Annotated in this window: 14 protein-coding genes and 1 pseudogene; 11 read left to right on the forward strand and 4 right to left on the reverse strand. The window is 66.2% G+C overall.

From position 1 onward, the window contains the following. Positions 1-11: 11 nt before the first annotated feature. Together OKW29_RS24885 and OKW29_RS24890 are read right to left on the reverse strand one after the other, a co-directional pair. Positions 12-521, reverse strand: coding sequence for an LEA type 2 family protein (locus OKW29_RS24885; protein ID WP_429292974.1), 510 nt, complete (start codon positions 519-521; stop codon positions 12-14). A 69-nt stretch (positions 522-590) separates the two neighbouring features. After that, positions 591-983, reverse strand: coding sequence for a hypothetical protein (locus OKW29_RS24890; protein ID WP_429292975.1), 393 nt, complete (start codon positions 981-983; stop codon positions 591-593). Between the two features lie 178 nt (positions 984-1,161). Between OKW29_RS24890 and OKW29_RS24895 the strand changes: the two genes are divergently transcribed. The 5 genes and pseudogenes from OKW29_RS24895 (at position 1,162) to OKW29_RS24915 (ending at position 6,231) form a co-directional block, all read left to right on the forward strand. Then, a complete protein-coding gene (locus OKW29_RS24895) occupies positions 1,162-2,667 on the forward strand; it encodes a PLP-dependent aminotransferase family protein (protein WP_429292976.1) in 1,506 nt (501 codons plus the stop codon). Positions 2,668-2,731: 64 nt separating this feature from the next. Then, a complete protein-coding gene (locus tag OKW29_RS24900; RefSeq protein ID WP_026225390.1) occupies positions 2,732-3,217 on the forward strand; it encodes a PaaI family thioesterase in 486 nt (161 codons plus the stop codon). Positions 3,218-3,245: 28 nt separating this feature from the next. Next, entirely contained in the window at positions 3,246-4,244 is a 999-nt protein-coding gene (locus tag OKW29_RS24905; protein ID WP_429292977.1) for an NADP-dependent oxidoreductase, read from the forward strand. Positions 4,245-4,296: 52 nt separating this feature from the next. Beyond that, the gene (locus OKW29_RS24910) at positions 4,297-5,178 is read left to right on the forward strand and encodes an SDR family oxidoreductase (protein ID WP_429292978.1); all 882 of its coding nucleotides are present in this window, start codon (positions 4,297-4,299) and stop codon (positions 5,176-5,178) included. A 92-nt stretch (positions 5,179-5,270) separates the two neighbouring features. Then, positions 5,271-6,231 (forward strand): annotated as a pseudogene (locus OKW29_RS24915) (alpha/beta hydrolase). Positions 6,232-6,248: 17 nt separating this feature from the next. Here the strand turns inward: OKW29_RS24915 and OKW29_RS24920 are convergent. Both OKW29_RS24920 and OKW29_RS24925 read right to left on the reverse strand, forming a co-directional pair. After that, positions 6,249-7,115 (reverse strand): NRDE family protein, encoded by an 867-nt coding sequence (locus tag OKW29_RS24920; protein WP_184033520.1) that lies wholly within the window; start codon positions 7,113-7,115, stop codon positions 6,249-6,251. Positions 7,116-7,260: 145 nt separating this feature from the next. Beyond that, entirely contained in the window at positions 7,261-8,328 is a 1,068-nt protein-coding gene (locus tag OKW29_RS24925; protein WP_429292979.1) for a YgfZ/GcvT domain-containing protein, read from the reverse strand. Between the two features lie 567 nt (positions 8,329-8,895). Between OKW29_RS24925 and mltG the strand changes: the two genes are divergently transcribed. The 6 genes from mltG to OKW29_RS24955 all read left to right on the forward strand — a co-directional run bounded on the left by mltG (position 8,896) and on the right by OKW29_RS24955 (position 13,898). Next, positions 8,896-9,906: an endolytic transglycosylase MltG gene (gene mltG, locus OKW29_RS24930; protein WP_184063529.1), complete on the forward strand. Its 1,011-nt coding sequence runs from the start codon at positions 8,896-8,898 to the stop codon at positions 9,904-9,906. Beyond that, complete coding sequence (tmk, locus tag OKW29_RS24935; RefSeq protein WP_184063526.1) at positions 9,906-10,526, forward strand: dTMP kinase; 621 nt, start codon at positions 9,906-9,908, stop codon at positions 10,524-10,526. The genes mltG and tmk overlap by 1 nt, the downstream gene beginning before the upstream one ends. 95 nt (positions 10,527-10,621) lie before the next feature. Further along, positions 10,622-11,665 carry a DNA polymerase III subunit delta' gene (locus OKW29_RS24940; RefSeq protein WP_429292980.1) on the forward strand — a complete coding sequence of 348 codons (1,044 nt, stop codon included), beginning with the start codon at positions 10,622-10,624 and terminating at the stop codon, positions 11,663-11,665. A gap of 48 nt (positions 11,666-11,713) precedes the next feature. Then, complete coding sequence (locus OKW29_RS24945; protein WP_429292981.1) at positions 11,714-12,229, forward strand: N-acetyltransferase family protein; 516 nt, start codon at positions 11,714-11,716, stop codon at positions 12,227-12,229. A 93-nt stretch (positions 12,230-12,322) separates the two neighbouring features. Further along, complete coding sequence (locus tag OKW29_RS24950) at positions 12,323-13,114, forward strand: TatD family hydrolase (protein ID WP_429292982.1); 792 nt, start codon at positions 12,323-12,325, stop codon at positions 13,112-13,114. Between the two features lie 52 nt (positions 13,115-13,166). Further along, positions 13,167-13,898: an ankyrin repeat domain-containing protein gene (locus tag OKW29_RS24955; RefSeq protein ID WP_429292983.1), complete on the forward strand. Its 732-nt coding sequence runs from the start codon at positions 13,167-13,169 to the stop codon at positions 13,896-13,898. Positions 13,899-14,106: the final 208 nt, after the last annotated feature.

Genomic DNA, 14,106 nt, shown 5'->3' on the forward strand with positions numbered 1-14,106 from the left:
GGCCGGCGTCATTACGAGCCCGTGTCCGACGACGGCAGGCTCAGCGTCCCCTGATCGGTGAATCGCGTCGTACCGGTCACGCCACCCGCGAGCTTGCCGCGCAGAACGTACGGAACCTGTCCCGACTGCGCGGCGCCGGCTAGCGCAAAGGCTTGACGAACCGCGGCGAAAGCCGGCACGGTCAGCGGCACGGTGACGACGGTTTCACCGAAGCGCGGCACGGTGCCGCTCTGGTCGCTGACGCCGCTGGCGAACGGCTTGCCGTTCAGTTCCAGATCGAGCGACACGCCGTCGAAGCTGACCGCGGAGTCGTTGGGATTCTGCACGCGCAGCTTGACGTTGAAGCGCATCTCCATGCCCTGGCCAGCGATCGGCTCGATGCCCGCCACATTGACGCGCAACGGGTCGGCGCCGAACAGGCCCGCGCAGCCAGCGAGTGTCAGCGTGACAGCGACGACGGCGGCGAACAGGCGCCACACCCGTGAGACCAGGCCCGGCTGCAGCGCGCGAAAGAATGACATGACCTGCACCTCGAACGAAGCGGGTTGGTCATGCATTGTAACGGGCCACGTGGCGCGCGCAGCGACGTTTCAGGCGGCGCGCCGCCACCGTGTGCGCATGACGCAAGCGAGACGCCTAGCGGCTTGCAGAACGAAACCGCGTGCGCTGTGTTCAGCGTGTGCAGGCAGCACGATGAATGCAGCGCGATCGGCCTGCGTCGCGCGGATCGACACGACGCCACGTTGCGAGGTCACAAACCGCTCGCCTTCGTGCAACGTGAGCGACGTGAGCGGGGCGTCGTTGCCGAGCCAGGTCAGCGAATGATCGCGGAAGACGAGTTGCAATGCACCTTCGACCGCGATGATCGAACTGCGCGCGCGCAAGTCGTGCAGGGCCATCTGACCGGCGGCAAGATGCGACGCCGCGGTGCAATCCACTTCTGCACCGGGTAACAAGCGATCGTGGTATGGACGCACAGGCATGACCGATTCCTTTAAACCGTCTTCGTGTCACACAGCTTAGGGAATCCGTCCGGATGAAAACAGGCGCAGCTGTCGACGATCTGAACCGGTACAGTGGTGCGTTTCGTCAGGCTGTATCGGTCCGAATCACGTCGATGTGTATCTGTCGCGGCGCGCGGACTATCCGCACCATCGGTTCATGAGCGAACCCCTCTTCACACCGCAAGGTCCCTCGACGGACCGGCCAGCCGAGCGCCAGCCGCTTTACCGGCAACTGGCCGACCAATACCGCCGCGCGATCGGCAACGGCGCGCTGCGCCCGGGCGAGCGCATGCCGTCGATGCGCGCGTTCATGCGGCGCCACGGCGTGAGCCTCGCGACGGCGACCGAGAGCTATCGCGAACTGGAACGCGCCGCGCTGATCGACGCGCGGCCGCGCGCCGGCTATTTCGTGCGCGTGCCGCCGACGGCTGCGTTGCCCTGCGCCGCCGAGCCCGATCTCGCGATGCAGCCCGGCGCCGCCGCGCAGTTCGTCGGCATTCACTCGGAGATTTCGGCGCTCGTGTCGAAATTTCAGCGCTATCCGCACGCGCTGAATCTCGGCGGCGCGACCGCGTCGCCCGATCTCTATCCGACCGATGCGTTGCAAAAGGCCGCGGTGCGCGCGTTGCGCCGGCGGCCCACCTTGCTGACCGCCGTCGGGCCCGATCAGGGTGATCCGGCGTTGCGCGCGATCATCGCCCGGCGCGCGCTCGAGGCCGGCATCCAGATCGGCGCGGACGACATCATCATGACGCACGGCGGCGTCGAAGCGATGAACCTCGCGTTGCGCGCGGTGACGCAGCCGGGCGACACGGTCGCGGTCGAATCGCCGTGCTTCTTCGGTTTGCTGCAGGCGCTCGAAAGTCTCGGTCTGCGCGCGCTCGAAATTCCGACCAGCCCGAGCACTGGCCTCGCGATCGAGGCGCTGGCGTTCGCGCTACACACGCATCCCGACATCAAGGCGGTCGTGGTGGTGCCGAATCTGCAAAACCCGCTCGGCAGCGTGATGCCCGACGCGCACAAGGCGAGCCTCGTCGAACTGTGTGCGCGCGCCGGCATCGCGCTGATCGAGGACGATCCCTACCGCGAGCTCGTCGATGCCGCGCCGCCGCCCCGCTCGCTGAAGGCGTGGGACACCGATGGCACCGTGATCCATTGCACATCGTTCAACAAGACGCTGGCGCCTGGCATGCGCGTCGGCTGGATCAACGGTGGCCGGTGGCATCCGCGCATCGGCATGCTGAAGTTCGCGCAGTCGCGCCACAACGAGCAGTTGTCGCAAGTCGTGCTCGCCGGGTTCCTGGAGACGAGTGCGTACGAGCGCCATTTGCGGCGTTTGCGCGAGAGCTTGCAGCTGCGGCGCGAGCGGATGGCCGCGGCGGTGGCGGCATCGTTTCCCGACGGCACGCGGTTCACGCCGCCGCGCGGCGGGATGTTTTTCTGGATCGAATTGCCGCGTCACGTATCTTCGTCGGCTTTATTCGACGCCGCGTTGCATGACGGTATTCGCATCATGCCGGGCACGGTATTTTCGAACGCCGGGCGTTTCGATCACTTCATTCGGCTCAGCTGTCCGAGTGCGGATCTGGATCTAACCGACGAAGCGGTGCGCAGACTGGGGCGCCTCGCGGCACGGATGGCAGCTCATGCGCCAACGCGATAGCGGGTATCATTTCCCGCCGAAGGCTCGACACGCGCCGTCGGCTACGAAATCAGATATCTGAGCCATGACCGATCCATCCACCTCATCCAGAACGGGCCATGCATCGTTGCCCGAAAGCCCCTTCATCGACCGTCTCGGCGCACAGTTGTTGTCGGCCGCCGACGGCGTCAGCGAAGTCGTGCTGCCGTTGCAACGCGATCATATGAACACGTGGGACGTCGCGCATGGCGGCGTCACGATGACGCTCGCCGACGTCGCGCTCGCGATGGCCGCGCGCAGTCTCGCCGGCGACGGCGTCGGCGTCGTCACCGTCGAGATGAAGGTCAACTTCATGCAGCCGGGACGCGGCGAGTTGCGCGCGACCGGCCGCGTGCTGCATCGCTCGACGACGATGGCCTATTGCGAAGGCGAGATCCGCGACAGCGAAGGCCACTTCGTCGCGAAAGCGCTCGGCACCTTCAAATACATGCGCCGCCTCGCGGTGGGCCGCGACGTCACGCGGCAGCGTCTGCGCAGCGACCCGGCGGCGAAGCCCGGTCCGAGCGACTGAGCACCCCATAACCCAAGGAGACGACCGCATGGCCCAGATCAATCGCCAATTGCTGCTGGTTTCGCGCCCCCAAGGCGAAGCCACGCCCGATAACTTCAAGCTCGTCGAAACGCCGCTCGCGCCGCTCGCGGACGGCGAAGTACGGGTGCGCAACCACTACCTGTCGCTCGATCCGTATATGCGGGGACGCATGAACGACAGCAAGTCATACGCGGCGCCGCAGCCGCTGAACGAAGTGATGATCGGCGGCACGGTCGGCGAGGTCGTCGAGACGAGGAATCCGAAGTTCGCGGTCGGCGACAAGGTCGTCGCGATGTTCGGCTGGCAGGAGTACGGCACCTCCAACGGCACGGGCATGCAGAAGGTCGACGACACGCATGTGCCGCTGTCGGCGTATCTCGGGCCGGTCGGCATGCCGGGCGTCACCGCATGGTACGGGCTGAACCGCATCATCGCGCCGAAGGCCGGCGAGACGGTGGTCGTCAGCGCGGCGAGCGGCGCGGTGGGCAGCGTGGTCGGTCAGCTCGCGAAGGCGGCGGGCGCGCGCGCGGTCGGCATCGCGGGCGGCGCGGACAAGTGCCGCTATGTGGTCGAGACGCTCGGCTTCGACGCGTGCGTCGACTACAAGGCCGGTAACCTGTACCAGGACCTGGAGGCCGTCACGCCCGACGGTGTCGACGGCTGCTTCGAGAATGTCGGCGGCGACGGGCTCGACGCGACGCTCGCGCGCATGAACGCGTTCGGGCGCATCGCGTTGTGCGGCTTCATCGCGGGCTATGCCGGCCAGCCGCTGCCGCTCAAGCATCCGTCGCTGATGCTGACGCAGCGGCTGCTCGTGCAGGGCTTCATCGTCAGCGAACACATGGAGGTGTGGCCCGAGGCGCTCAAGCAGCTCGGCACGCTCGTCGCGCAAAAGAAGCTGCACTATCGCGAGACGATCGCGCAAGGGCTCGAAGCCGCGCCCGAGGCATTCATCGGCTTGCTGAAGGGCCGTAACTTCGGCAAGCAACTGGTCAAGCTGATCTGAGCGCGACGTGATCATGCAACGGCAAGCCGCCGCTCAACCAGGGAGTCACAGAATGTTCGAATTCGCGGGCAAGGTGGCGGTGATCACCGGCGCGGGCAGCGGCTTTGGCCGCGCGTTCGCGCACAAGGGCGCGGCGCTCGGCATGAAGCTCGTACTCGCGGACGTCAACGCGGACCAGCTCGCGCAAACCGTCGACGCCTTGCGCGAAACCGGCGCCGAGGCGATCGGCGTGCCGACCGACGTGTCGAACGCCGCGCAGGTCGAGGCGCTCGCGCAGGCGGCGCTCGCCGCGTTCGGCAAGGTCCACGTGCTGTTCAACAACGCGGGCGTCGGCACCGGCGGCTTCCTGTGGGAAAGCTCGGCGAACGACTGGTCGTGGGTGTTCGGCGTCAACGTGATGGGTGTCGCGCACGGCGTGCGCGCGTTCGCGCCGATCATGCTCGCGCAGAAGGAGCCCGCGCATATCGTCAATACGGCGTCGGTGGCGGGGCTGCTGGCGCCGCCGGCAATGGGCATCTACAACGCGTCGAAGCATGCGGTGGTGGCGCTGTCCGAGACGCTGTATCACGACCTGAAGCTCGCGCAGGCCGGCACGGGCGGCGAGGTCGGCTGTTCGCTGCTGTGTCCCGCCTTCGTGCCGACCGGCATCGCGGAGGCCGAGCGCGCGCGTCCCGACGAGTTGCGCAACGCGGACCGGCCGACGCGCTCGCAGATCGCGGCCGGCAAGCAGTTGCAGCGCGCGGTGCAGTCGGGCAAGCTCACCGCCGACGATGTCGCCGACATCGCGTTCGAGGCGATCGCCGCGCGGCGTTTCTATATCATCACGCATCCGGGCATCATGGCGACCGTGAAGCTGCGTCACGAGGATATCGAGCAGTTGCGCGAGCCATCCGATCCGATGTCGCTGAAGCCCGAGGTGAAGAGCGCGCAGTAGCGGCCGGCTGCGCGGCCGGTGCGCCTGCTTTTGTCAACCCTTGGCGCACTGCGCGCCGCCCGATGCGCGACGCGCACCGCGTTGCCGAAACCATGCCGCTGAATCCCACGATCGAGCAGGTGCTCGACATGATCGCGCGGGCCAAACGCCCGCAGTACCACCAGATGAGCGCGCAAGCGGCGCGCGCGTCGTACGAGAAAAGCGCGCCGATCCTCGAGATCGCGAGCGCGCCGATGTTCTCCGTCGAAGATCTGCGCGTGCCGACGCGCGACGGCGCGACGATCCGCGCGCGCCTGTACTGTCCGGTCGAGCCGGGCTGGGCCGAGCCGCTGCCGGCGTTCGTGTACTACCACGGCGGCGGCTTTACGGTTGGCAGCGTCGATACGCACGATGCGCTGTGCCGGATGTTCGCGCGCGACGGCCAGTGCGCGGTGCTGTCGGTCGATTACCGGCTCGCGCCCGAGCACAAGTTTCCGACCGCTGTCGACGATGCCTTCGACGCCCTCAGCTGGCTGCACGCGCACGCGGCCGAATTCGGCATCGACGGCACGCGGCTCGCGGTGGGCGGCGATAGCGCGGGCGGCACACTCGCGACGGTTTGCGCGGTGCTCGCGCGCGACGCCGGCCTCGTGCTCGCGCTGCAATTGCTGATTTATCCGGGCACGACCGGCCATCAGCAGACCGACTCGCACTCGCGCCTCGCCGACGGCTTCCTGCTGTCGGGCGACACGATCCAGTGGTTCTTCGAGCACTACGTGCGAGATAGCGGCGATCGGCGACGACTGGCGTTTCGCGCCGCTCGACGGCGAGCGCGGTGCGCCGGATTTTCGCGGCGTCGCGCCTGCGTGGATCGCGACCGCCGAATACGATCCGCTCAGCGACGAGGGCGATGCCTTTGCGGAGAAACTCCGTGCGCTCGGCAATCCGGTCACGCTCAAACGCTACGCCGGCATGATCCACGAGTTCTTCAAGATGGGCGGCTTCGTGCCCGAAGTCGCGCAGGCGCATGCGGACGCCGCGGCGGCGTTGCGCGCGGCATTCGGCATCGGGTGAGGGCGGTGCTCAAACGATCACGCCACGCTCATCCGGTCGCGCTCGACATTGAACGCGAAGCTGCGCTCGAAATCGCCGGGCCGCACGATCCGGTGCGAGCCGTTGTCGTCGCTGCGCTCGGCGACAGCGACGCCGATCACGTCGCCATAAGCGGCGACGCGCAGCGCGGTGGTGCTGCGCGTGCCATAGTCCGGCGATTCGATGAACGCCGCCGACAGCACGCGTTCGCGTTCGAGCGGAATACCGGTCGACGGCAATTCGTCGTCGCGCGCGAGGCGCGGATCGCGCATCAGATCGATCAGGCGTTCGAGCGGCGGCATCGGATCGCGCGCGAGCAGCGTGCCGAGCTCGCCGCGCTTTTTGACCAGCTTCGGCCACGCGGTATCGAGCACCGCGTTCGAGATGCCGTGCGTGCCTGGCGCGAGCAGCGCGGGACCGCTGTTTGCGTCGACGGCGCCGCGATTGCAGTACCACGCGAGCTCGCGACGCGTCCAGTCGCCGACCAGCAGATTGAAGCCGTTGTAGATGTCGCCGGATTGCGCGACGTGCCGCAGATACGCGAGCGGCGTCTCGTGCGGATTGCCGTCGGCGTCGCGCGCGGCGCTCGTGAGCCAGTCGCTGACGAGCGTGCCGCGGGTCGGCGCATCGGCGCGCATTTCGCCCGGCGCGCGGTAATTGGTCAGCGCGGCGAAGCGGCCGTCGCGCGATAACCCGAGCCACGTGCCGCCGCCCACGAGATCGCGGCCCCCCAGCACCTCCGGCGCGTCGCGCCACCAGCCGATCGGCTCGGCCGTGCGGCGGAAGAACTCGTCGCGATTCGCGGCGAGCGTGAACAGCGGACCATCGAGCGCATCAGGTCGCCAGTCGAAAACGATCAGGCACATCGGGGAGCATCTCCCGTTCAGAGCATGGGGCGGCCGCCTGATGCAGCGACACAGGCGGCAAACGAAAGCGGCAAAAAACAGACGAGAATAAAGCAGCCAATAAAAAACGGCGCCCGATTGCGCCGCTCTTTACCCTCTCCAACGATCAGACTTCGGCCGGCAGCCCGTAGGGCAGCGCCAGGAAGCGCAGCGCGGGGCCGTCGGCCGCGCCGACATGTACGCTGCCGCTGTCGAGCGCCGTGAGCTTGATCTCGACCAGCAGATCGACGCCGCCGCCTTGCGCCGATGCCGCGTTGACGATCATCCCGCACGGCTGGCCCGGATCGTCCGAGTGGAACAGCTCGGTGCCGGGCCGCACCGTGTCCAGCTCGCCGGCGACGTTGGCGAGCGACGTGCGCCGCTTGATCGTGCCGCGATACTGGCTGCGCGCGACCACTTCCTGACCCGGATAGCAGCCCTTGCGGAAATTGACCGCGCCGAGCACGTCGAAGTTGACCATTTGCGGCACGAACTGCTCGACGACCGGCTGCGTGATGCGCGGCTCGCCCGCGCGGATGTCGAGCCAGTCCCACACGGCCGGCGACACGCGCTTTAGCCTGCCGTCGAGCGACGGCAGCAGCGCTTCGATCTGCGCTTTCGGGCCGATCCACAGATAGCGCAGCCGCTCCAACGCATCGGGCACGCGGATCAGCGTGCCCGCTGTGCCGTCGACCTGCACGTGCACACCGTCGGGCAGCGCGTCGAACACGCCGGACAGCGCGCCGCGCACGTCGCCCGCGAGGCCGACCACCGCGATCTCGCCGCTCGCGTCGGCGAGCTTGGCCTTTGCGCGCAGCACGAACATCGACAACCGCTTTTGCACCGCGGCCTGCAGGTCTTTCGATACCAGCAGGCGGATCGTATCGCCGCTGCGCCAACTGAGGAACGACGCGAGCAACCGGCCCTTGGCCGAGCAGTAGCCGGAGAGGCGCGCGTTCGCGGCGTCGAGATGCTGGACGTCGTTGGTCAACTGGGCGTGCAGGAAGCTCGCCGCGTCGTCGCCGGTCGTGTCGATCACGCCGAACTGCGGTAGCAGCATGTACGCGCCATGCTCGAGCACGGCGGTGAATTCTTCGGCCGACGGGCGCGGCAGGATGGGCAGGGCGGCGGGCGCCGCCGTGGCGGGAGTGAGACCGGAAGCGTTACCTGAGGTGTTCACGAGCGGTGTGTTCATGGATTCCGGGAACAGTCAATTCTGACTTTGGCTAAGGCAAACAGTCATTATATTCAGTCCAGCCCTGTCGCGTTTCGCAAGTCCCTGGCGAATGAAGGCTTTCCAAGAGCCTTGCGCAGCAGGGGATTGCACGTTATCACCCTCCGGCTGTGCCCATGTTGTGACCATGTTGGGGTGTTCTGCCAGAGGGTCCGGCGCAAGATGGGCGGGCACCCGACGTCCTCGGGTCTTTCGCGGCGGCGTGCAGGTCGCCCCTGAACCATCGTTTGAAACTGTCAACAACGGCCAAAAGCGGCAGGAGCCGAAAAGGCGTTTGGTCGGGAATTGTCGAACCTTTGAAACTCTGACCTATGTTGTGACAGCGTACGACTCGAGTAGCATCAGACCGACGCCAGCGGATTTCATATTGTTTTTTCCGGCCGTGACCATCTGGTGCCCGCATCTATACAATACAGGTCGCAAAAGGCCGAAAGGGCTGCAAAACGGCACAGTCTCAATGTTGACCGACGCAAGACTTTCCCGTTAAAAATCAGTTCGTTGCCATCTAAACGCTAATTCTTTCCTGTCGTGTCCCTTCTGAAGAAATGTTTCGTCGCCGGCGCGCTCGTCGTTGTGCTGGCCGCGGCGGCCATCGCCGCTGGATACTACTGGGCCACCCGCCCGCTCGAATTGACCCCGGCGCAACTCGACGTCACCGTCAAGCCGCACAGCAGCCTGCGCAGCGTCGCGCTGCAGCTCAATCGCGGCGGCGTGCCGGTCGAACCCGAGCTGTTCATCGCGATGACGCGTTTGCTCGGGCTGCAAAGCGAGCTGAAGTCCGGCAATTACGAGTTCAAGAGCGGCATCACGCCCTACGAGGTGCTGCAGAAAATCGCGCGCGGCGACGTCAACGAATATGTGGCGACGGTCATCGAAGGCTGGACCTTCAAACATATGCGCGCTGAACTCGACGCCAATCCCGCGCTGAAGCACGACACGCTCGGCATGAGCGACGCCGATCTGATGAGCGCAATCGGCGCGCCCGAGGCGTCGATCGGCAACGGCGAAGGGCTGTTTTTCCCGGATACCTACCTGTTCGACAAAGGCACGAGCGACCTCGACATCTATCGCCGCGCGTACCGTCTGATGCGCGTGCGTCTCGACGAGGCGTGGCTCTCGCGCGCGCCGAACCTGCCGTACAAGTCCCCGTACGACGCGCTGACGATGGCGTCGATCGTGGAAAAGGAAACCGGCAAGGCGTCCGACCGGGCGCTCGTCGCCGCGGTGTTCGCCAACCGTCTGCGCGCCGGCATGCCGCTACAGACCGACCCGACCGTGATCTACGGAATGGGCGACAGCTACGCCGGCCACATCAGGAAGAAAGACCTGCAGACCGACACTCCATACAATACCTACACGCGGATGGGCCTACCGCCGACGCCGATCTCGCTGCCGAGCGTCGCGTCGCTGCAGGCGGCGATGAACCCGGCGCAAAGCAACGCGCTGTACTTCGTGTCGCGCGGCGACGGCAGCAGCATCTTTTCTGACACCCTCGGCGAACACAACAAGGCCGTGGACAAATACATTCGAGGGCAATGATGGCGCGCGGCAAATTCATTACGTTTGAAGGCATCGACGGCGCGGGCAAGACCACCCATCTGGGCTGGTTCCGCGAACGGCTCGAGGCGAAGCTCGCGCCGAGCGGCCGCTCGGTCGTGATGACACGCGAGCCGGGCGGCACGCCGCTCGGTGAGCAGATCCGCGATATCGTGCTGCATCAGAAGATGGATCTCGAAACCGAGGCGCTGTTGATGTTCGCGCTGCGCCGTCAGCATCTGGCCGAGGTGATCGAGCCGGCGCTCGCGCGCGGCGATTGGGTGCTGTCCGACCGTTTTACCGATGCCACTTTCGCCTACCAGGGCGGCGGCCGCGGCTTGCCGCGCGACAAGCTGGAGACGCTCGAGCGCTGGGTGCAGGGCGGTTTCCAGCCGGATTTGACCGTGCTGTTCGATTTGCCGCCCGCCGTCGCCAACGAGCGGCGCAGCGCGGCGCGCAATCCGGATCGTTTCGAGAGCGAGTCGGCGGCGTTTTTCGAGCGCACGCGCGCCGAATACGTGCGCCGCGCCGAAGAAGCGCCATACCGATTCGCTATCATCGACTCTTCGCAGAGCATCGTTCAGATTCAGAGGCAGCTTGAGGAGTTGATTGCAACCCTCTGATTCAAAATAGATATAACCACTTCTTATAATCTCGTGCGAAGTTCACTCGACACCTGAAGTAGCGCCTACAACCGATTGATTCAAAAAGACAAACGATGATCTATCCGTGGCAAGCCGATGACTGGAATCGCCTGCAGCAGCTGCACGGCCACTGGCCGCACGCATTGTTGCTGCACGGCCAGGCGGGCATCGGCAAGCTGCGTTTCGCGCAGCACCTCGCGCAGGGTCTGCTGTGCGAGGCGCCGCAACCGAACGGCGAGCCGTGCGGCGCGTGCGTGGCCTGCAACTGGTTCGCGCACGGCAATCATCCCGACTACCGCATCGTCGTGCCGGAGGCACTCGCCGCCGAAGCCGGCCTCGCGAACGCCGCGAACGGCGCCGACGACAAGGCCGAAAAAGCCGATGGCGACGAAGGCAAGAAGACCCGCACGCCGAGCAAGGAAATCAAGATCGAACAGATCCGCGGTCTGCTCGACTTCGTCGGCATCGGTTCGCATCGCGGCGGCGCGCGCGTCGTCGTGCTGTATCCGGCCGAGGCGCTCAACGTCGCGGCCGCCAACGCGTTGCTGAAGACGCTGGAAGAGCCGCCCGCGGGCGTCGTGTTCCTGATGGTGTCGGCGCGCCTCGACCGTTTGCTGCCGACCATCATTAGCCGCTGCCGTCAGTGGCCGATGAGCGTGCCCGCGCCGGACACCGCCGCGCAGTGGCTTGCCGCGCAAGGCGTCGACGACGCCCGCGCGCTGCTCGCCGAAGCGGGTGGCGCGCCGCTCGCCGCGCTCGCGCTCGCCAGCGACGAAAACCGTCCGCTGCGCGACTGGACGCTCAAGCAGCTCGCGGCCGGCGCCGGGTGCGACGCATTCGCGTGTGGCGAGGCGCTGCAGAAGCTCCCTGTGCCGCTCGTGCTCGGCTGGCTGCAGCGCTGGATGTACGATCTGCTCGCGCAGCGCACCGCCGGCGCGCCGCGCTATTTCCCGCAGGCGTCGGCCGCGCTCACCCGCTGCGCCACCCAGGCCGACGCCAATGCATTCGCGCGTTTTCTGCGCACCGTCACGCGCCAGCGCGCGGTCGAGAACCATCCGTTGAACGCGCGGCTCGTGTTCGAGGAACTGTTCATCGGCTATCGCGCGCTGTTTGCGTGAGCCCGCAGCCGGACAGCCTTCCGTCTTTTTTCATTCAAGCCAACCGCCATGAGCCTTTCCTACCGCGACGCCACGCTCGACGATTTGCCCGCGATCGTCGCCATCTACAATTCGACGATCCCGTCGCGCCAGGTCACCGCGGACCTCGAGCCGGTCAGCGTCGAGAGCCGGCATGGGTGGTTTCATGCGCACAGCCCGCAGAAGCGGCCGCTGTGGGTGGTCGAAGATCCGAAGCAGGCGGGCCGCGTGATCGCGTGGCTCAGCTTTTCCGATTTTTATGGCCGGCCGGCTTATCAGCGCACCGCCGAAGTCAGCATCTATCTCGACGAAAGCGCGCGCGGCGAGGGACTCGGCAAGCAACTGCTGGCGGCGTCGCTCGACGCGGCACCGGGTCTTGGCATCGATACGGTGCTCGGCTTCGTGTTCGGTCACAATGAAGCGAGCGTGCGGCTGTTCCGCGGCTTCGGCTTCGATGCATGGGGCACGCTACCGCGCGTCGCGGTGCTGGATGGCGTCGAGCGCGACCTGGTGATTCTTGGCAAGCGTCTTGCGCACGCCGGTTGAGCACGCTGCGTAAGCAGCGCCACCTGAGCTGTCCCAAGCGGCCCCGACCACGCCATCGCCCAGCCGCAAGCCCCTTTTTCGCAGGACCTGACCATGTTTGTCGATTCACACTGCCACATCAACTTCGAAGGACTCGCGGACCGTCTACCGCAAGTGCTCGAAAACATGCGCAGCCATTCGGTCTCGCACGCGTTGTGCGTGTCGGTGGATCTTGAAACGCTGCCGTCGGTGCTGGACATCGCCAGCCGCTATGACAACGTGTACGCGTCGGTCGGCGTGCATCCCGATCACGAGCACATGCGCGAGCCGAGCGTAGCCGAGCTGGTTGAACTGGCCGGGCACCCGAAGGTCGTCGCGATCGGCGAAACCGGGCTCGATTACTACCGCCTCGAAGGCCGCTCGATCGACGACATGGAGTGGCAGCGCGAGCGCTTTCGCACGCACATCCGCGCCGCGCACGCGACCAGCAAGCCGCTGATCATCCACACCCGCTCGTCGTCGGAAGATACGTTGCGCATCATGGCCGAGGAGCGCGCCGGCGTGCCGGGCGGCGTCATGCATTGCTTCACCGAACCGTGGGCCATCGCCGAGCAGGCGCTCGCGCAGAATTTTTACATTTCGCTGTCGGGCATCGTCACGTTCAAGAGCGCGACCGATGTGCAGGACGTTGCGCGCCGCGTGCCGCTCGACCGTCTGCTGATCGAAACCGACTCGCCGTACCTGGCGCCGGTGCCGTATCGCGGCAAACCGAATGAACCTGCGTACGTCAGTTATGTCGGACGCTTCATCGCGCAGCAACGCGAGATGCCGGACGAGGCGCTGGCCGCCGCCACCACGCAAAACTTCTTCAGACTGTTCGGACTCGCCGCGCCGGCCGGAATTTGAGCCAAAAAGCCGCGTAACATCAAAGGGATAGGAAGATTTCCTAAAGTACCATATGAAAAATATTTCGACGCCGTCCGCTGATTTCCAACCGCTGTCCGCCGGGTCGGCCGCCCGGGCTCTCGCGCCGGCGCGCCGTCTCGCGTGCGCCGCCGCGCTCGCGTGCGCGGCGCTCGTCGCGGTGCCCGCGCATGCGGCGCCCATCGACTCGCTGATCAAGTCGGTCAAGTTCGACGACGTCGACGGCGTCAACAAGCTGCTCGCGAAGGGCATGGACCCGAACAGCGTCGACAATCAGGGCATCCCGCTGCTCGTGATCGCCGCGCGCGAGAAATCCGACAAGGTCGCGGCCGCGTTGCTTGCGAATCCAAAGACCGATATCGAGATTCAGGACAAGGCCGGCGAAAACGCGCTGATGATGGCGTCGCTGGTCGGCGATCTGAACTTCGTGAATCTGCTGATCGCGAAGGACGCCGAGGTCAACAAGAAGGGCTGGGCGCCGCTGCACTACGCGGCCGCGAACGGCCACGACGACATCGTCAAGGTGCTGCTCGACCACTCGGCCTACGTCGACGCGGGCTCGCCGAACGGCACCACGCCGCTGATGATGGCCGCGCGCGGCGGCCACGTTTCCACCGTCAAGCTGCTGCTCGACAACGGGGCGGACCTGTCGGTGAAAAACCAGATCGGCATGACCGCGCTCGATTTCGCCAAGACCTACAAGGAGCCGGACGTCGTCGAAGGGCTCACGGCGCGCATGCAGCAGACGCAGCAGCCGAAGCAATGACGTTTTGTCGGCAGGCGGCGCGGTGCGCCCGCGAAGCGTCAGGCGCCTCGCCATGCCGTGCCGCTTTGCAGCCGTTTTGTCCGAGCCGCGCGGCTGCCGGCCTGCTGCCACCGCGTAAAACAGTGCAGAATGACGACTTCGGCGCGCCGCGTAGCGCGCCGTCCGGACGCGGCAGAAAGACCGCGTGAATAAACAACCCTGGAAAGGA

The organism is Paraburkholderia sp. CI3, from assembly GCF_050436505.1.
Taxonomy (GTDB): domain Bacteria; phylum Pseudomonadota; class Gammaproteobacteria; order Burkholderiales; family Burkholderiaceae; genus Paraburkholderia; species Paraburkholderia tuberum.